We start from the raw sequence: 17,814 nt of genomic DNA, 5'->3' as shown, positions 1-17,814 counted from the left end.
TTCCCGCAGCCACCCGCCCCTCAGGATGCTCCATGCCCGACACCTATCAACTGGCCAGCCAATTCCTCTCGGCCCTCGATACCGACTGGCAGCGCCACATCAGCGCCATCGGCCCCTGCCTGCATCAACCCCATGCGGCGCGCGATCCTTATGAGTCGCTGGTGCGGGCGATTGCCTATCAGCAACTGCATGCAAAGGCTGGCGATGCGATTGTCGGCCGGCTGCTGGCGTTGTTTCCCGCGAGCACCTTCCCCAGACCCGAGCAGATCCTGGCGACCGACTTCGAGCAGATGCGCGGTTGCGGCTTTTCCGCCAGCAAGATCGCAACCATTCAGGGCATCGCCCAGGCGGCTCTGGACGGCGTGGTGCCGGACTACGCCACGGCGCTGGCGATGGACGATGAAGCATTGATCGAGCGTTTGATCACCTTGCGCGGAGTGGGCCGCTGGACCGTGGAGATGCTGCTGATCTACAGCCTGGAGCGGCCAGACGTTTTGCCGGCCGATGACTTCGGGGTGCGTGAGGGTTATCGCCGGTTGAAGGGGCTGGAACAACAGCCGAGTCGCAAGCAGATGATTGATATCGGGCTGGCATGGAGCCCTTATCGGACGGTGGCGTCGTGGTATTTGTGGCGGGTGCCTAACCGGTAGACCGCGACAACGCAGGCATAAATTCAAGTGCTGAAACGCTTACGGTCTAGTCTGTCTTGAGTCATCCCAACCCCGTCGGAGGCTCCCATGCAGCTCGAAGGCTCCTGCCATTGCGGCGCGGTGTCGTTCAGCCTGACCAGCGCCCACCCCTACCCTTATCAGCGTTGCTACTGCTCCATCTGTCGCAAGACCCAGGGCGGTGGCGGTTATGCGATCAACCTGGCGGGCGACGCCCAGAGCCTCAAGGTGCGTGGTCGCAAGCACATCTCGATTTACCATGCGCGGCTCAAGGACGAAGGCGATAAGCGCGCCCGGCGCAGCACCGCCGAGCGGCATTTCTGTTCCCTATGCGGCTCGGGATTATGGCTGTTCAGCCCTGAATGGCCGGAGCTGATTCATCCGTTTGCCTCGGCCATCGACACCCCGTTGCCGGTGCCGCCCGAGCACACGCACCTGATGCTCGGCTCCAAGGCGCCGTGGGTGGAAGTCGAGGTGTATCCGGGGGACCAGCAATTCGAGGTCTACCCGGTAGAATCCATTGCCCAGTGGCATGAACGCCTGGGCTTGAGCCGCTAATCCAAATGCGCCCAGGTCATGCGAAACGACGCCCCGCCCCACGGCGAATCCGCCACTTCCACTTGCCCGCCATGGGATTGAGACACCCGCCGCACCAGCGCCAGGCCCAGGCCGAAACCACCGGTGCGGCGGTCGCGGCTGGCATCGAGGCGCGAGAACGGTTCGAAGATTTTCTCCCGCCCGTCCAGCGGCACGCCCGGCCCATCATCGTTGACCTGCACCTCGTAGTGATCACCGGTGCGCACCAACGACACTTCCACCCGCTGGTCGGCATAGCGAATGGCATTGCGCAGCAAATTGATCACCGCCCGGGCCATGAAGCGCGGTTCGATACGAACTTCGTCAACCTGACATTCGACAATCAGCAATTGCACCCCGGCGGCTTCAGCCTCCAGCGTCACGCTGCCCACCACGCTGTCTAACCAATGGCTGGCCTGAATGTTCTCCCGGGTAATCACCGTGGCACCGCGTTCAAGGCTGGCGTACGTCAGCAACTCGGAAACCATTTCTTCCAGCTCGCCGAGGTCGGCGTACATGTCGGCAATCAACTCGCGGTTCTGGGTTGGGTCGGGCTGTTGCTTGAGTTGGTCGAGTTCGAACGACAACCGCGCGATGGGTGTGCGCAGCTCATGGGACACCGCGTTGGTCAGCTCGCGCTGGTTGGCGATCAGCCCCTCGATGCGCGCGGCCATCAGGTTGAAGTGTTCGGCCAGGTCACGAATATTCGAGCGCTTGGACAGCTGGATACGCGCCGACAGGTCGTTATCGCCAAAGCGTTCGGCGGCCAGGCGCAGTGTCTCCAGATCGCGCCAGTGCGGGCGCACCCAGAAAAACAACACAAAACCGATCATCACCGCGATCATCAGATAGGCCGCGGCAATGTAGAACGGCATCAGACTCGGCTCGGCCGGCAGCTTGATGCTGAGCAACTGCGAACCGTCGTCAATGCGCGAGATGAACTGCGTGTACTTGTCGCGCATCACCAGCAGGCCCTGGGTCAACTCGGCTTGTTCCTGATCGGTCAGAGACAATTGATCGGTCTCGACCAGAGCCAGGCCCAAACCGTAGTGAGGGCGTATGGCTTCCAGCTGTCGCTCCCGGGCCGGACTGTCCAGGCCGCGCAATTGCTCGACCAGCGACCAGGCCTGACCACGCACCGCCTCTTGGTTGTAGCTGCGCATCTGACCGTCGAGCAGCGCATCGAACGTGCGCTCGACGGTTTGCAGCCCCAGTACCAGGCCAACCGTCATCACCAGAAACAGTCCCAAAAATAACCGCAGCATTTACAGCTCCCACGCAAACGGATTGAACAGATAACCCTTGCCCCACACGGTCTTGATGCACACCGGTTCGCGCGGGTTGTCCTTGAGCTTGCCGCGCAGTTTGCTGATGTACACGTCGACGCTGCGGTTGAGGCCGTCGAAGGCGATACCGCGCATGCGGTTGAGGATGTCGTCGCGGGACAGCGTCTTGCCGGCAGCGCTGGCCAGCAACCACAGCAGTTCGAATTCCATGGTGGTGAGCTCGATGCCCTCGCCCGCCAGGCGCACTTCGCGGCAACTGCGATCGATGCTCAGATGACCGAATTCCAGTGAGCTGCACACACTGCTGTCCGGCATCTGACGGCGTTGCAAGGCACGCAGACGAGCGAGCAGCACGGGGGGCTTGATGGGTTTGATCACGTAGTCGTCGGCACCGGATTCCAGGCCGAGTATGTGATCGAGGTCGTCTTCCTTGGCGGTGAGAATGACGATGGGTGTGTCGGATACGCTGCGGATTTCGCGGCACACGTGCAGGCCGCTCTGGCCCGGCAACATCAGGTCGAGTACGACGATTTTCGGTTTGAATTCAAGGAAAGCGGCTACCGCGAGGTCTCCACGGTGTACCTCGCGGACTTCAAAACCGTGTTGGGACAGGAAATGCGCAATCAGCCCGGCGAGCTTCTCGTCGTCTTCCACCAGCAATACTTTGCCAAAACCCAGACTCTCCATGATGACCGTCTGCCAACCCTTGAATGAAATGGCCGGCATTATGGCGCCAATCGGTGAAGGGACGGTTATCGCAGACAGCAAAAACCGGCCACGAGAGCCGGTTTTTGGCGATGTTTCATTCTTTTAAGAATTTTTTACAATTATTGAAGATGACACGTTGTCACGCCGCGACCGGCACACCACTGTGAAACCTGAACTCCACATCCGGCGACTCGATCAACGCCTGTTCGGCGTCGCGCACCTTGTCGATCACCTGGGCGATGTCCTTGGCGTCACCGTATTGATAGGCCAGTTTCAGATACCCCTGGAAATGCCGGGCCTCGCTTTTCAGCAGGCCGAAATAGAACTTGCCCAGCTCCTCATCCAGATGCGGCACCAACGCCTCGAAACGCTCGCAACTGCGGGCTTCGATGAACGCGCCGACCACCAGCGTATCCACCAGCTTCACCGGCTCGTGGCTGCGCACCACTTTGCGCAGCCCCGAGGCGTAACGCCCGGCGGACAGCTGGCGCAGTTCAATCTTGCGCCTTTTCATCAGGCGCATGACCTGCTCGTGGTGCACCAGCTCTTCCCGGGCCAGACGCGACATCAGGTTGATCAGATCGACGTGGGAGTGATACTTGGCAATCAGGCTCAACGCCGTGCTGGCCGCCTTGAATTCGCAGTTTTTGTGGTCGATCAGCAGCGTTTCCTGATCGGCCAGCGCGGCCTGGACCCAACCGTCGGGCGTGCGGCAGCCGAGGAACTCGTGAATTTCGGGAAGGATCATGGGGCTCACGGATAAAAGGTTCAAAACGAAGGGCGCCGATTATACCGGCCTGCCGACAGACCACCAGTCGCCACCGTTGATATGCATCAAGTCGCGAATGCCCGACCAGCAACTATAGTTGTCCAACGCAGTGTTTTTACCTTCCTGGAGATCCCGATCATGCAAGCCATTCGCAGCATTCTGGTGGTCATCGAACCCGAACACTCGGAAAGCCTGGCGCTCAAACGGGCCAAATTGATCGCTGGCGTGACCCAGGCTCATCTGCACCTGCTGGTCTGCGATAAAAAGCATGATCACAGCGCGATGCTCGGCGTGCTCAAGGCGGCTCTGCTGGCGGACGGGTACAACGTCACCACCGAGCAAGCCTGGAACGAAAGCCTGCACGACACCATTATCGATGTGCAGCAGGCTGAAGGTTGCGGGCTGGTGGTCAAGCAGCATTATCCCGACAGCCCACTGAAAAAGGCCCTGCTGACTCCGGCGGACTGGAAACTGCTGCGCTACTGCCCGACTCCGGTGCTGCTGGTAAAAACCGCCAAACCCTGGACCGGCGGAGTGATCCTGGCGGCCATCGATGTCGGCAACATGGACGGCGAACACCGCACCTTGCATGCCAGCATCATCGATCATGGCTACGACATTGCCAGCTTGGCCAAAGCCCATCTGCACGTAATCAGCGCCCATCCGTCGCCGATGCTGTCGGCGGCCGACCCGACGATGCAGCTCAAGGAAACCATCGAGGCCCGTTACCGCGAGCAGTGCCAGGCGTTCCAGGCCGAGTTCGACATCGACGACGACCACCTGCACATCGAGGAAGGCCCGGCGGATGTATTGATTCCATTCATGGCCCATAAGCTGGGGGCCTCCGTGACGGTGATCGGCACGGTGGCGCGGACCGGGTTGTCCGGGGCGTTGATCGGCAATACGGCGGAAGTGGTGCTCGATGCGCTGGAAAGCGATGTGCTGGTGCTCAAGCCGGACGAGATCATGGATCATCTGGAAGAGATCGTGACCCGGCATTGAGCAAGATCTTTTGCCTTCAAAGGCTATCCGCCGAAGGCGTCCTTGAGAAACCCCGGCGCAATGTAGCGCTGGTAATGCGCTTCCGAGAGCAGGAAAAACTCCCGATCAATGGCATCCCGCAGTTCCGGCAGGTTCCAGTCGCGGAACTCCGGCAGCAGCACCATTCCGTAGGCTTCCAGATTATTGATGACCCGCGCGCCCCGGGCGATCAACTGATAAGCCCAGCAATACTCCGACTGATGCGGCACAAAGCGGATCTTGCGCTGTTCCAGCTGCATTCTCAGCAGCGCGGGATCGAAAATTTCTACCTTGGCAGCCATCACCTGCGACAACAGCTGCTCAAGCCGCAACCACACCGCGCGTTTTTCTTCCTCGTTGTAACCGTTCCAGTGGATCACTTCGTGATGGAAACGCTTGCAGCCACGGCACACCAAATCACCGTAAACAGTGGAGCAGAGGCCGACGCAGGGGGTCTTGATGGTCTGATTGGGCATAGGTAGACAAAACACGGGAAAGCAGAACAGGTCGGCATGTTAGCCCTTTGTCTAACATTCATCACCCCTCAAAGTTTTGGACCTAACTTACCTTTCAAATTTTTTTGCCGTAGAATCAGCCAGCCTTTTAAGGCGCCAATGTCCGTTAAGAAGCTGTTTTCAAAGCGTCACGAGCACAGTCGTTCCTTCAGAGCGGTGTTGGCGAAGGGTTTTTCCAGCGGGGAAAAGCCCAACGCCAACCCTCATCAGCTCCCCGTTCTGCAGGCGTAAAACTTTGAAAGCAGCTTCTGTAAGGAATTGCCGGTAATTCTGGCTAAGCGGCCCACAACGCCACGCAGCGCATGAGTACGGTAATTTCGGGATGAGCGTCCCGGACACCCATTTGGGACCACTGATGAGGGTAATAACTGTGCTTGAAGCCTACCGCAAACATATCGAAGAGCGCGCAGCACTGGGTATCGTTCCCCAGCCGCTTAACGCCGAACAAACTGCAGGCCTGGTCGAGCTGCTGAAGAATCCCCCGGCTGGCGAAGAAGCTTTCCTCGTTGACCTGATCACCAATCGCGTTCCGCCAGGAGTGGACGAAGCCGCCTATGTAAAGGCCGGTTTCCTGTCTGCCCTCGCCAAGGGCGAAGCCAAATCCCCTCTGATCGACAAGAAGCGCGCTGTTGAACTGCTCGGCACCATGCAGGGCGGCTACAACATCGTGACCCTGGTAAACCTGCTGGACGACGCCGAACTGGCGCCAGTGGCTGCCGAAGAACTCAAGCACACCCTGCTGATGTTCGATGCCTTCCACGACGTGGCTGAAAAAGCCAAGAACGGCAACGTTCACGCCAAGGCCGTGCTGCAATCCTGGGCTGACGGCGAGTGGTTCAAGAAGCGCCCGGTGCTGGCCGACAAGATCAGCCTGCGCGTCTTCAAGGTGACCGGCGAAACCAACACCGACGACCTGTCCCCTGCTCCAGACGCCTGGTCGCGTCCAGACATCCCGCTGCACGCCCTGGCCATGCTGAAAATGGCCCGTGACGGCATCGTTCCGGACGAGCAAGGCAAGACCGGCCCGATGAAGCAGATCGAAGAAATGCGCGGCCAAGGCTTCCCTATCGCCTACGTCGGTGACGTGGTCGGTACCGGTTCCTCGCGTAAATCCGCTACCAACTCGGTACTGTGGTTCTTCGGCGACGACATTCCTTACGTGCCTAACAAGCGCGCTGGCGGTTTCTGCTTCGGCAGCAAAATCGCTCCGATCTTCTACAACACCATGGAAGATGCCGGCGCACTGCCAATCGAGTTCGACGTTTCCAACATGAACATGGGCGATGTGATCGACCTGTACCCGCATGCTGGCAAAGTCACCAAGCACAACAGCGACGAAGTCCTGACCACCTTCGAAATGAAGACCCCGGTTCTGCTGGACGAAGTCCGCGCCGGCGGCCGTATTCCGCTGATCATCGGCCGTGGCCTGACCGAGAAGGCTCGCGCCGAACTGGGTCTGCCACCGTTCGACCTGTTCAAGAAGCCTGAAGCACCGGCCGAAAGCACCAAGGGCTTCACCCTGGCGCAGAAAATGGTCGGCAAGGCTTGCGGCCTGGCAGAAGGCAAAGGCGTTCGTCCTGGCACCTACTGCGAACCGAAGATGACCACCGTGGGTTCCCAGGACACCACCGGTCCAATGACCCGTGACGAACTGAAGGACCTGGCGTGCCTGGGCTTCTCCGCTGATCTGGTGATGCAGTCCTTCTGCCACACCGCGGCTTATCCAAAGCCGATCGACGTGACCACCCACCACACCCTGCCTGACTTCATCATGACCCGCGGCGGCGTTTCCCTGCGTCCGGGCGACGGCATCATCCACTCGTGGCTGAACCGCATGCTGCTGCCAGACACCGTGGGTACCGGTGGCGACTCGCACACCCGTTTCCCGATGGGCATCTCGTTCCCGGCCGGTTCCGGTCTGGTCGCGTTCGCCGCAGCCACCGGCGTCATGCCGCTGGACATGCCGGAATCGATCCTGGTGCGCTTCAAAGGCAAAATGAAACCTGGCATCACCCTGCGTGACCTGGTTCATGCCATTCCTTACTTCGCCATCCAGAACGGTCTGCTGACCGTCGAGAAGAAAGGCAAGAAAAACGCCTTCTCCGGCCGCATCCTGGAAATCGAAGGCCTGGAAGGTCTGACGCTGGAACAGGCTTTCGAGCTGTCCGACGCGTCGGCCGAACGTTCGGCTGCCGGTTGCACCATCAAGCTGTCGAAAGAGTCGATCACCGAGTACCTGCAATCCAACATCACCCTGCTGCGCTGGATGATCGGCGAAGGCTACGGCGATGCACGTACCCTGGAGCGTCGCGCTCAAGCGATGGAAGCCTGGATCGCCAACCCGCAACTGATGGAAGCCGATGCCGACGCCGAATACGCCGAAGTCATCGAAATCGATCTGGCGGACATCAATGAGCCTGTGCTCTGCGCACCAAACGATCCGGACGACGCCCGTCTGCTCTCCAGCGTTGCTGGCGAGAAGATCGACGAAGTGTTCATCGGTTCGTGCATGACCAACATCGGTCACTTCCGCGCTGCCGGCAAGTTGCTGGAACAGGTCAAAGGTCAGCTGCCAACCCGTCTGTGGCTGTCGCCGCCGACCAAAATGGACGCTCACCAGCTGACCGAAGAAGGCTACTACGGCATCTACGGCAAGGCCGGCGCACGCATGGAAATGCCAGGCTGCTCGCTGTGCATGGGTAACCAGGCACGTGTAGAGCCGAACTCCACCGTGGTGTCGACGTCGACCCGTAACTTCCCGAACCGTCTGGGTGACGGCGCGAACGTCTACCTGGCTTCGGCCGAGCTGGCGTCCGTTGCGTCCATCCTGGGTCGCCTGCCGACCGTCGAGGAGTACATGGAATACGCTGGCAAGATCGACAGCATGGCGGCCGACGTTTACCGCTACCTGTCCTTCGACCAGATCGCCGAGTTCCGTGAAGCTGCTGCGAACGCCAACATCCCGGTCGTTCAAGCCTAACGCTACAAAGCCATAAAAAACGCCGCCCATCGTGAGATGAGCGGCGTTTTTTTATGCCTGACGCCGATTACCCAGCTATCTTTGCCTGATGTCGGCACCAGGACGGCGTGCCACGAGGCCCCACGGGCCTTATCTCAAGGAGGAGTCATGCGGGTCATCCTGATCGCCATCGGTTCGCCCGGTGACGTTTTCCCCTTCATTGGCCTGGCCAATGCGCTGAACCTGCGCGGTCATCGCGCGACCTTGTGCAGCCTGCCGGCGTTCAAAGCCACCGTCGAACAGTACGGGCTGGAATTCGAGCCGTTAGGCCAGCAAACCTGCGACGACACGCCCCGCCCGCGAGACTCGAAAAGCGCTTTGGCAGAGCAGTGGAACGCGGTCTCGCACCTGCTCGAACCGACCTATGACTACATCGCAGCGCGGCGCCATGAGGATATCGTGGTGGTGGGCTCGTTTTGGGCGTTGGGCGCACGTGTGGCCCAGGAGACGTTCGGCATTGCCTACCTTTCGGTACAGATTTCACCGTTCTTGCGCGAGGTCCATCGGCTGGCGCTGGACCAGCTCTGTGCGCCATCACTTAACGCCTTGCGCGCCAGAAAGGGCCTGAGCGGGACGGTTCAACACGTTATCAGCCAATGGATGCATTCGCCGGACGGCGTGATCAGCTTCTGCCCCGAGTGGTTCGCACCGCAGCAAGCTTCTGCGCCGGCCACGCTGTGCAAGGCCTGCGAAAAAGCCGTTGCGGCTATCGAGCATTGCCGCCAGCGAACCAAAGGTCGTCTGGCCGGGCATTCGAAGGGAGCGATCAACCGGGGCAGCTCCGATTGATCGCCCGCTGTTTCAGGCGCTGAGCGAGTAGATCAACGCCGAAATGGCCACCAGGCCCACCAGCGTCACGAAGACGTTGGAGGCTTGGCCACGGTAACGCGCCATCGCCGGTACTTTGCGGATCGCGTACATCGGCATCAGGAACAGAATCGCCGCGATGACCGGGCCACCGAGGGTTTCGATCATGCCGAGAATGCTCGGGTTCAGGGTCGCGACGACCCAGCAGACCACCAGCATGAACGCTGCGGTCATGCGGTCCAGGGTCTTCGGCGCCGGGCGTTTGCCGCTCTTGACGATCAAGCCCTTCAAGCCTTCGCTGGCGCCGATGTAGTGGCCCAGGAATGACTTGGAAATGGCCACGAAGGCAATCAACGGCGCCGCGAAGGCGATGGTCGGGTTGCTGAAGTGGTTGGCCAGGTACGACAGGATCGACAGGTTCTGTGCCTTGGCTTCCGCCAGTTGCGCCGGCGACAGGGTCAACACGCAGCTGAAGACGAAGAACAGCACCATCACCACCATCAAGAGGTGAGCGCGGGACAGGATCTGCGAACTGCGCTCTTGGGCATGCGTGCCGTAGCGACGTTTCTGGTCCACCGCGAACGCCGAAATGATCGGCGAATGGTTGAACGAGAACACCATCACCGGAATCGCCAGCCACAGGGTGTGCAGCAGCGCCGACGACTCAGGCAGCGTGGACGCGGTGCTGAGGATGCCGCCATTCCAGTGAGGAATCAGGAACACCGCCAGGAACAGCAGCGCGACGATGAACGGATACACCATCAGGCTCATGGCCTTGACGATCACCTGCTCACCGCAACGCACCACCGCCAGCAGGCCGAGAATCAGCCCGAACGACAGCACGGCGCGCGGTGGCGGCATGATGTGCAGCTGATGTTCGAGGAAACTGCCCACGGTGTTGGTCAGGGCCACGCTGTAGATCAGCAGGATCGGGAAGATCGCGAAGAAATACAACAAGGTGATCAGCGCGCCGGCCTTAATGCCGAAATGTTCTTCCACCACTTCGGTGATGTCTGCACCTTCACGACCGGACAGCACAAAGCGGGTCAGGCCACGGTGCGCGTAAAACGTCATGGGGAACGCCAGCAACGCCAGGATCAGCAACGGCCAAAAGCCGCCCAGCCCCGCGTTGATGGGTAAAAACAGGGTACCGGCCCCGATTGCCGTGCCAAACAGGCCCAGCATCCAGGTGGTGTCATGGCGATTCCAGCTTTCGAGGCTCGCTGGTGTCGCCGCTACATAGCGTTCGTCGACGCTATTGGCCTGATCATTCATCCGGTCGGATCTCCGCTTTCCGGTCACTTGCCACTCGGTCAGGACGCGTCGGAAAAAACCGACAGACATGCTCCGGCCGAAACAGGGGCGAGATTCTCCGCGATAAACGAGCAGAAGCAAAGGCTTAGCTGAGCAATGGTTGTGCGGAGCAGATCAAAGGCCTGTCGCTTTTAGAAAAATAATTGTCGGCAGCGGGTATGCGATGTGTCGTTTTCTGACACGCTTTAGTAAACCCTAATGTACGGTGTGCCTGACGAACCGCAGCGCCTGACTTTACGACTGCTGCGCAGCCGAACGCAGGCTCGACAGCTGCTGCGGCAATTTCATCGCGGACAAATCCTCTCCACCTGCCGCGCACTGATCTAGTGTTGTATCTAAGAAGCTCGCCGGTATCGCCAACGCCTGCACAGGTGCTTGCCAACCAATAGCCTATGATCTCGGACCATTGCCAATCTGCTCTGGAGTCAGCAATCTGACGCGACGTTCGAGCCCCACACTCCGCTGCCCACAGGAGCCCAGCATGACCGCAACCGTTCTGGTACTGGTTGAAACCATCAATGAATACCTGCCGATTCTCGAACATCAGGGGTTTCATTTGATCCTGGCCCCAACCCCGGCCGAGCGCGCTGCCGCCATTGCCCGGCAGGGCAGCCAGATCGATGCGGTGCTGACGCGTGGCCCGTTGGGCCTGTATGCCAATGAAATCGCCGCCCTGCCCAACCTCAAGATCATCTGCGTGATCGGCGCCGGTTACGAACACGTCGACCTGCAGGCCGCCGTCAACCGAGGCATCACTGTCACCAACGGCGCCGGCGTCAATGCCTCCTCCGTTGCCGATCACGCCATGGCGTTGCTGCTGGCACTGGTTCGTGACATCCCTCGGGCAGATGCTGCCGTCCGTCGGGGCGAGTGGCCGAAGATCATGCGTCCTTCGCTGGCCGGCAAACACATAGGCATCCTCGGCCTCGGTGCCGTTGGCCTCGCTATCGCCAAACGTGCCGCCAACGGCTTCGATATGAGAGTGAGCTACCACAACCGCCAGCATCGCAGCGATGTGCCGTACAGCTATTGCTCGACGCCTACCGAGCTGGCACGCCAATCAGACTTTCTGATAGTTGCCACCCCGGGCGGGATCGGCACCCAACACCTGATCAACCGGCAAGTGCTCGACGCCCTGGGGCCCAACGGATTCCTCGTCAACATCGCCCGAGCCAGCGTGGTCGTCACGGCAGACCTGATCACCGCGCTCGAACAGCGGCGGATCGCCGGTGCCGCGCTGGATGTCTTCGACCACGAACCCCATGTACCGGACGCCCTCAAGGGGTTGGCCAACGTGATTCTGACTCCGCATGTCGCCGGATTGTCCCCGGAGGCCACCCAAGGCACCGTCGAGCTGGCCGGCAAAAACCTGACGGCGTTTTTTTCCGGTCAACCGGTACTGACGCCCATTGCGTTACCGCCACCGTCGACAACCACCCGGCTCAATCACTAAAGAACGCCCAACAGTGTCCAGAGTCGTCGGGATTCGGCATCGGCGCTGATCAGTTCGCCCAGCAGCTCGCTCAGGGGCTTGTTGCCCCACTCCACACCCCGCTTGATCAGATAGGGCACCGGGCTGTGGGGTTCGGTGCGCGCCAGGTACTCGGCGATCAGCAGCAATTGCCGGTACGCCTCTTCACGATTCGCCGGTTCGCTGAACACCTGGGGCACTGCAAGGACTTCAGGCGCGGCGGTCGGGCTGGGGCTCGATGCAGCCACCACTGGCGTTTCGACCGGAGGCGCCGGGGTCGGTTTTCGTGGATGCATGGCGATAAACTCCTGAACCAGGGTCAACAACGCGTCGATCACGTCCTGCAGCGCCTTGAAGCCTGGGGCCTGATTCCCGAGAAAAGCGTCGCTCCACACCTCCAGGCGCTGCAAGTGCTGCTGACTGAGCAGCAGACTGCCCTGGCTGCGCAACCAGAATGACAACGGTGTGGCACGAATCTGTTCGGTGATTTTTTTCTGTTCGTTGCGCGCGTTCTCGGCCGAGGTCTTGGCCGCTTTACTGTCGCTGCCCTGCACCTGTTGCAACTGCAACCGGCGCCAGGCGTCCAGACAGAAGCCGTCGAATTCGTGGTTGTGCGGTTCGAACAACGGCACTCGGGTCAGCAACACTTCAGCGTAGCGTCGAGCCAACCATTCCAGCGGTATCACTCGCCACGACAGGTCGCCATCCTCAGCCTGTGGGTGCAGGTGTTCGGGATAGCGTTCGCACAACCCGGCCACCAGCGCCAGGCTGCCCGGCAACCCATCGAGCCCGTCCTGATGCAGCCAGGCCTCCCCCAGCCAGGCGCTGAGCATCAAATCCTTGCTGCGCTCGAGCAACAGGCTCGTGGCCAGTTTTTCCAGCTCCGGCCACTGGGCGCGCTTGATCGACGACTGCCACACCCCCGTCGGCAAACTGGTGTCATCCTCGCGGCGCAGTTCGCGCAACCGGTCGAACTCGGGTTCATAACGCAAATCCTGACCACAAGGCGCCTCCTTGCTGATCGGTTCGAGCAGTTGCGTAATCAGTTCCGGCAACGGTGTTGATGGTTGATTCACAGGCCCTCCTCCTCATGGGATTCAATCGCCGCGGTCGAGCGCGTCACCAGGAACGGTGAACGCGGAGCCCGGGTCGGCAAGGGCTGAATGGACAACGGCAATTTCGAGCCCTGGGTCATCAACGACAGGCGCACAAACATCAGGGTTTGCTCCGCTGCGCTGGCCTGCGTGGTCACGGGCAGGCGCAAGGTCAACGGAAAGTCCGTGTAGTCCAGGTTCGGCTGGCGCTGCACCGACACGTGCGAACGCATCAAGCGCAACAGCGACCATGGACCGCTGTACTCCCAACCCGCTTCCAGATCACGCACCACCAGGCTCGGCTGTAACGGATCGTTGGCCGGACGCTGATAGCCATTTCTGGCCCAACGCAAGGTCAGCCGGACTGGTTGGCCGACCATCCAGCGCAGGTTCTGCTGAGCCTCGCCGGGATAGCTGATTTGTTGATTCCCGGCATTCAAGCCCCAGGCAATCACCTGGTCGGCACCGCGCTCTTCCTCCCGATCGGTACGCCAGCGCACATCCATCTCCACCCCCAGCACGCCGCTCTTGTCGCGCACGAACATCGGCCCCAGCCAGGTGCTGGCTTGCTTCAGACGATTGAGAAAGTCCTCGGCGGCCAGGCGTTCCGGGGTCTGGCTCAGAGCCAATCCGGCCTGCGCCACCGGCAAACGCTTGTCGATCAGCTCCAGCAAATGCTGGACCCGGGCCGGGTCGGCGTCGCTGGCCTGCAAGCCATTGGCAAACGGAAAGCGCTCTGCCAGGTACTGGTTGAAATAATTGGCCAACTCATTCCAGGCCGCCGCAGCCTGCTGCTGTTGCAGGAACTGGCAGCGTTGCATGGCGGTTTGTTGCAGATCCACGGCGCGCAATGCCAACGTTCCGCGCCCGCCGGACAGGTTGGCGGTTTGCAGGATCTGGCCACAGGACGCGACGTCCATTTCGATGAAGTCGCGGCTCACCAACTGCTCGATCTGCGCTGGCGAACTGGCGGGGTTCTGTTCTTTGTATTTGAGCAGTTCATCGTTGAGCGCACTGAACTGCGTCACCCGTTCGTAATCCAGCGCCGAGAGGTTCTGTTGCTGGACTTTCAGCCATTCCAGCGCCGAAGTGCGGCGTTCGGTGATGCCGAGCATGGTATTGAACTGCTGCTTGAGGCTCAGTTTCAGATCCTGAACGTCATTGGCGCCGTACAGTTGCAGGCCGAAGTTTTTCGAGCCGTCCCACTGGCTGATTTCGGTGCGCCCGCTGAACAGTGGCTGGGCGACGATTTCATCGAGGCCACTGACGATATCGGCCAGGGCGCGGCGGTTCAAAGCGGTTTGCAAACGCGTGGCCAGATCGCTGCGGCGCACTTCGACAAAAGCCTTTTGCAAGGCAATCGCCTGAGAGGCCTGCACATTGAAGACACCACTTTGGACCTGCGCATTGTGCTCGCGCAGGCTCGACAACATGGCCTTGACCACCGCGCCTTCGGCCGCTTGCAGCAACGCGCCGCGATACGCCGGGGGGATGCGCGGCAGCTCTTCGGCGGCATAACTCTTGTAACTGGCGAAGTAGTTCAGCGCACTGTCGAGGTCGTCGCCATCAACACCGCGCCCCTGTCCATCCGGGACGTCTGACTGATCCGCCTGCAAGGCGATGGCGACGAAATCACGCTTGAACAGTGCCTGCACCGCGTTGTTCAACTGCACCACATGCTCCTGCAAGACCAGTTGCCCGCTGCCTTGCTGAATCAGCAAATTGTCCCTGGCCCCGGCCTGGGTGATCCACTGGTCACGAAAGCTCTGCTGCAACTTCGACGCCTGTTGATCCAGTTGCTGTTCGACCTGCGGACCAAGCAATGTGCTTTGGCGCACCTTGTCCATCATCGCCCGGTAACCGGGCACCAGATCCTGTCCCTTGCCCCGGCTCCACGCCGAGTTGGTCAAGCCGACCAGCGCTTGCAGGTCGTCGATCAACGCCCGCAGATCTTCCAGCTCGGTGAGGGAATTGCCGCTGCCGACCTCCAGCCGCTCCAGGTGCAAACGTAGATAACCGGCCTGACGGACAAAGTTGTCAGCGAGAAAATACTGGTCCAGCCAGCGCTCCATGAGCCCGAGGAAGTTTTCCTCGATCTGCGCGCGCTCGACGGTCAGGTCCAGCGGCTTCAACTCACTGTTGTCGGCATCCAGCAGCGCCCGGTTGTAAAAGCCGGCGCGGTGCAGAGTGCCTGCGTTGAGGTTCAGCGACAGGGCGTTGTTGCTCAGCAACACCAGGTCTTCGAGCGGCGCCTTGGTGTTGTTCAGCGCCTGACTGAACCACTGGTTCTGCTGCTCCAGACTCACCGCACGCTCGACCAGCTCCGTGGCCTTGACGTAGTTTTGCCATTGGGCCGGGTCTTCGCTTTCGACGTTGCCCCGTCGTTCGGTGTTGCGAATGGTCTTGAGTTGCGCCAGATCTGCGCTCAACAAGTCGCGCAGCGGCAACAACAAGTGACTTTGTGCGGTCAGGCGCAATTCGTTCTCCAACTGCGCATCCAGCGAGGAGAACCAGGAGGTCGGAAACACCACCGAGGTGAAGCGCCAGCGCTGCGCCTTCTCCAGCACCCGCCAGAAACCCTGGACGTTGCGCCGGGTCGCCTCCAGCCGATGAGATTCATCCGTGACCGCCACGTAATTTTTCTGCGCCCCTTGCATCAGGCGCGACAACTCATGGGCATCCTTTTCCGAGTCCTGCCACACCCACAGCATGCCAGCGCCCCAGAGCAGCGCGACCACCAGCGCCACCCCACCGGTCACGCGCTGCCAGCGCTGACGCAGGCGTAACAGACGCGGCACCACCTGAGCCAGACCGCGCTCGGCGACCACCCGCCGCTGCCACAGTTGCCGGGCGAAAGCGCTCTGCTGCAAGCCGGTGTCGTAGGCCGAAAACCCGTCGGCGCTGTCGTCCGAGGGCTGGTTGGCGGTGAAATAGACACCGCGAAAACGTGGCGCCTCGCCTTGCGCATTACCCTGGAAAACCGGTTCCAGCAAGGATTGCAGATTGCGCCGCAAGGCTTCGAAGCGTTCCGGCAAGCCGTACAGATCGACGCTCAATTGCCCGGACAAGGCGCCGATTTCGATGATCGATTCCGCCAGGGTCCGGTTGACCTGATCCAGCGCCTGATCGCTCCATTGCGCCTGCCACACCGCATCGGGCCCGTGGGGCGAGGACCAGCCGAGCGTACGTTCGCGAGCCTCGACCGGCAGCGCGCTAATCAACTCCTGAAAACCCGGCAACTCTTCCATGCCGGTAACGACCACGTACACCGGCAGACTCAAACCGAAGCGCTGCAATAGATCGATAAAACGTCGACGCGCCGCCAGGCCGAGGGCCGCCGCCTGCTCGGCATTGCCCAGCCGACTGATCGGCACCGTCCAGATCACGCCGTCCAGCGGACGCTGACTGCGCAAGCGCAGGATCAACCCCAGCAAGCGCCACCAGCCACCCCGTTGCAGGTGCATGCCTTCATCCGGCAAAAACAGCGCCTGGGGCACCACCAATACGGCACCTTCGGGGTCCGACCACCAGCGACCGAACCAGCCCGGTTTGTCGGTGGGCTGCAAGCGCCACTGGGTGCACAACTGCGTGCCCTGAGTCTCGTTGCCGAGCATCAGCAGCCAGGGAATCTGGTAGCGATCCTGGGTGCCCTGTTCCTGCTCCATCTGCCGCACCGCCAGGTAAAAACTGCGGATCGCCGCGCCGCTTTGCGTGCGCAACCACCAGACCGCCACGGCGACAATCGCCAGCACCAACAGCACGACGATGATCAGGCCGATAATCCCCAGCGTGCTCATGAGTCTTGCTCCGAGGTGGCCACCGAATCGGTCAGTTGCAAGACCGGTTCGAGCTCCTGGCGAATGTCACGCCAGAACAACTGCCCCAACCCGGTCAGCAGCAGGACCACGGCAAGAATTCCCAACCCCAGGCGAAAGCCATCGGGCAACGAAAGACGCACCGGCAATTGCAGCGGCGTCACCGCCGAAGGTTGTTCGAGCCGGGCGCTGACATCGGCATAATCCGCCTCGTGCTGCCAGGCAAAGGTGAACAGCGCCAGGCGCCATTTTTCATGCTGGGCCTGATTCTGTTCACCCCGCAGACGCCCCTGAAAGCCCAGCACCAGGCACTGCAAATAGACATTGGCCAGATCGCGAGTGGTAGGGATTTGCTCATCCAGCAGTTCCTTGATCGCCAACGGTATCCGCTCGCCGGCCTGACGACTGGAGTACATCCTCGATTCCAGGGGTTTATCCTGCCAGGCCGACTGGCCCGGCCACGGCGTGAACAGCAAGGTTTCATCGACCAGCGCGACAAAGGCATAAACCAGCGCTTTGACTTGTTCGGTGGCGGCATCACCGACTTTGGCAAAAGCCGTTCGCCAGAGTCGCTGGGAGATTTGCGTGGAGAGTTCGACCACCGCTTCCACCAGCGCTTCGTCTTCGCTGTCCTTGGGCAACTGGCTCCAGTCCTGGGACCATTGCTGCCAGGCCTGGCGAAAAGCACTGCTCAGCGGCGCTTCGTTGAGGCCTCGTGTACCTGTCCCGGCATTCCCCTCAGACATATGACG

At 60.8% G+C, this 17,814-nt stretch carries 14 protein-coding genes; 6 read left to right on the top strand and 8 right to left on the bottom strand.

The genetic code is table 11. The annotated features are described in order from the left end of the window. The first annotated feature begins 32 nt into the window (after positions 1-32). Positions 33-650 carry a DNA-3-methyladenine glycosylase family protein gene (locus tag AC1DQM_RS00970; RefSeq protein ID WP_477745684.1) on the top strand — a complete coding sequence of 206 codons (618 nt, stop codon included), beginning with the start codon at positions 33-35 and terminating at the stop codon, positions 648-650. A gap of 87 nt (positions 651-737) precedes the next feature. Beyond that, positions 738-1,226 carry a GFA family protein gene (locus AC1DQM_RS00965; RefSeq protein ID WP_019648936.1) on the top strand — a complete coding sequence of 163 codons (489 nt, stop codon included), beginning with the start codon at positions 738-740 and terminating at the stop codon, positions 1,224-1,226. Here AC1DQM_RS00965 and AC1DQM_RS00960 read toward each other — a convergent pair. From AC1DQM_RS00960 to AC1DQM_RS00950, 3 genes are all read right to left on the bottom strand, one after another. Further along, entirely contained in the window at positions 1,223-2,509 is a 1,287-nt protein-coding gene (locus AC1DQM_RS00960) for an ATP-binding protein (RefSeq protein ID WP_477745683.1), read from the bottom strand. The two genes, AC1DQM_RS00965 and AC1DQM_RS00960, sit on opposite strands and share 4 nt — an antisense overlap. Continuing rightward, positions 2,510-3,217 carry a winged helix-turn-helix domain-containing protein gene (locus tag AC1DQM_RS00955; protein ID WP_064621290.1) on the bottom strand — a complete coding sequence of 236 codons (708 nt, stop codon included), beginning with the start codon at positions 3,215-3,217 and terminating at the stop codon, positions 2,510-2,512. A 160-nt stretch (positions 3,218-3,377) separates the two neighbouring features. Continuing rightward, a complete protein-coding gene (locus AC1DQM_RS00950; RefSeq protein WP_018929651.1) occupies positions 3,378-3,986 on the bottom strand; it encodes a MiaE family protein in 609 nt (202 codons plus the stop codon). Positions 3,987-4,145: 159 nt separating this feature from the next. On the opposite strand from AC1DQM_RS00950, the gene AC1DQM_RS00945 reads away from it, so the two are divergent. After that, a complete protein-coding gene (locus tag AC1DQM_RS00945; RefSeq protein WP_064618244.1) occupies positions 4,146-5,009 on the top strand; it encodes a universal stress protein in 864 nt (287 codons plus the stop codon). A gap of 23 nt (positions 5,010-5,032) precedes the next feature. On the opposite strand, the gene AC1DQM_RS00940 is transcribed toward AC1DQM_RS00945, so the two are convergent. After that, positions 5,033-5,503, bottom strand: a complete 471-nt coding sequence (locus AC1DQM_RS00940) for a DUF1289 domain-containing protein (RefSeq protein WP_007937731.1) — start codon at positions 5,501-5,503, stop codon at positions 5,033-5,035. A 409-nt stretch (positions 5,504-5,912) separates the two neighbouring features. Between AC1DQM_RS00940 and acnB the strand changes: the two genes are divergently transcribed. Then, complete coding sequence (gene acnB / locus AC1DQM_RS00935) at positions 5,913-8,522, top strand: bifunctional aconitate hydratase 2/2-methylisocitrate dehydratase (protein WP_018929654.1); 2,610 nt, start codon at positions 5,913-5,915, stop codon at positions 8,520-8,522. Between the two features lie 147 nt (positions 8,523-8,669). Continuing rightward, positions 8,670-9,350, top strand: coding sequence for a glycosyltransferase (locus tag AC1DQM_RS00930; RefSeq protein WP_477745682.1), 681 nt, complete (start codon positions 8,670-8,672; stop codon positions 9,348-9,350). A gap of 12 nt (positions 9,351-9,362) precedes the next feature. Here the strand turns inward: AC1DQM_RS00930 and AC1DQM_RS00925 are convergent, their stop codons facing one another. Then, a complete protein-coding gene (locus AC1DQM_RS00925; RefSeq protein WP_477745681.1) occupies positions 9,363-10,643 on the bottom strand; it encodes a serine/threonine transporter in 1,281 nt (426 codons plus the stop codon). A 520-nt stretch (positions 10,644-11,163) separates the two neighbouring features. On the opposite strand from AC1DQM_RS00925, the gene AC1DQM_RS00920 reads away from it, so the two are divergent. After that, on the top strand, positions 11,164-12,135 hold the full coding sequence (locus AC1DQM_RS00920) for a 2-hydroxyacid dehydrogenase (protein WP_477745680.1): 972 nt from the start codon (positions 11,164-11,166) through the stop codon (positions 12,133-12,135). Here the strand turns inward: AC1DQM_RS00920 and tssA are convergent. From tssA to AC1DQM_RS00905, 3 genes are read right to left on the bottom strand one after another with little or no spacing between them, the layout of a single operon-like run. Further along, the gene (tssA, locus tag AC1DQM_RS00915) at positions 12,132-13,229 is read right to left on the bottom strand and encodes a type VI secretion system protein TssA (RefSeq protein WP_064618248.1); all 1,098 of its coding nucleotides are present in this window, start codon (positions 13,227-13,229) and stop codon (positions 12,132-12,134) included. The genes AC1DQM_RS00920 and tssA overlap by 4 nt on opposite strands. Further along, complete coding sequence (locus tag AC1DQM_RS00910) at positions 13,226-17,044, bottom strand: type VI secretion system protein (protein WP_477745679.1); 3,819 nt, start codon at positions 17,042-17,044, stop codon at positions 13,226-13,228. Before AC1DQM_RS00910 ends, tssA begins: the two co-directional genes overlap by 4 nt. Next, positions 17,041-17,808: a DotU family type IV/VI secretion system protein gene (locus AC1DQM_RS00905; protein WP_258612227.1), complete on the bottom strand. Its 768-nt coding sequence runs from the start codon at positions 17,806-17,808 to the stop codon at positions 17,041-17,043. Before AC1DQM_RS00905 ends, AC1DQM_RS00910 begins: the two co-directional genes overlap by 4 nt. Positions 17,809-17,814 lie beyond the last annotated feature (6 nt).

The organism is Pseudomonas sp. 01L34, from assembly GCF_056400265.1.
This window is presented reverse-complemented; position numbering and strand designations above follow the sequence as displayed.

Coding starts and splice junctions, on each gene's coding strand:
- AC1DQM_RS00930 (WP_477745682.1), top strand. CDS start 8,670: ATGCGGGTCATCCTGATCGCCATCGGTTCGCCCGGTGACGTTTTCCCC.
- AC1DQM_RS00950 (WP_018929651.1), bottom strand. CDS start 3,986: ATGATCCTTCCCGAAATTCACGAGTTCCTCGGCTGCCGCACGCCCGAC.
- AC1DQM_RS00920 (WP_477745680.1), top strand. CDS start 11,164: ATGACCGCAACCGTTCTGGTACTGGTTGAAACCATCAATGAATACCTG.
- AC1DQM_RS00970 (WP_477745684.1), top strand. CDS start 33: ATGCCCGACACCTATCAACTGGCCAGCCAATTCCTCTCGGCCCTCGAT.
- AC1DQM_RS00940 (WP_007937731.1), bottom strand. CDS start 5,503: ATGCCCAATCAGACCATCAAGACCCCCTGCGTCGGCCTCTGCTCCACT.
- AC1DQM_RS00905 (WP_258612227.1), bottom strand. CDS start 17,808: ATGTCTGAGGGGAATGCCGGGACAGGTACACGAGGCCTCAACGAAGCG.
- AC1DQM_RS00955 (WP_064621290.1), bottom strand. CDS start 3,217: ATGGAGAGTCTGGGTTTTGGCAAAGTATTGCTGGTGGAAGACGACGAG.
- AC1DQM_RS00910 (WP_477745679.1), bottom strand. CDS start 17,044: ATGAGCACGCTGGGGATTATCGGCCTGATCATCGTCGTGCTGTTGGTG.
- AC1DQM_RS00965 (WP_019648936.1), top strand. CDS start 738: ATGCAGCTCGAAGGCTCCTGCCATTGCGGCGCGGTGTCGTTCAGCCTG.
- AC1DQM_RS00960 (WP_477745683.1), bottom strand. CDS start 2,509: ATGCTGCGGTTATTTTTGGGACTGTTTCTGGTGATGACGGTTGGCCTG.
- AC1DQM_RS00925 (WP_477745681.1), bottom strand. CDS start 10,643: ATGAATGATCAGGCCAATAGCGTCGACGAACGCTATGTAGCGGCGACA.
- AC1DQM_RS00945 (WP_064618244.1), top strand. CDS start 4,146: ATGCAAGCCATTCGCAGCATTCTGGTGGTCATCGAACCCGAACACTCG.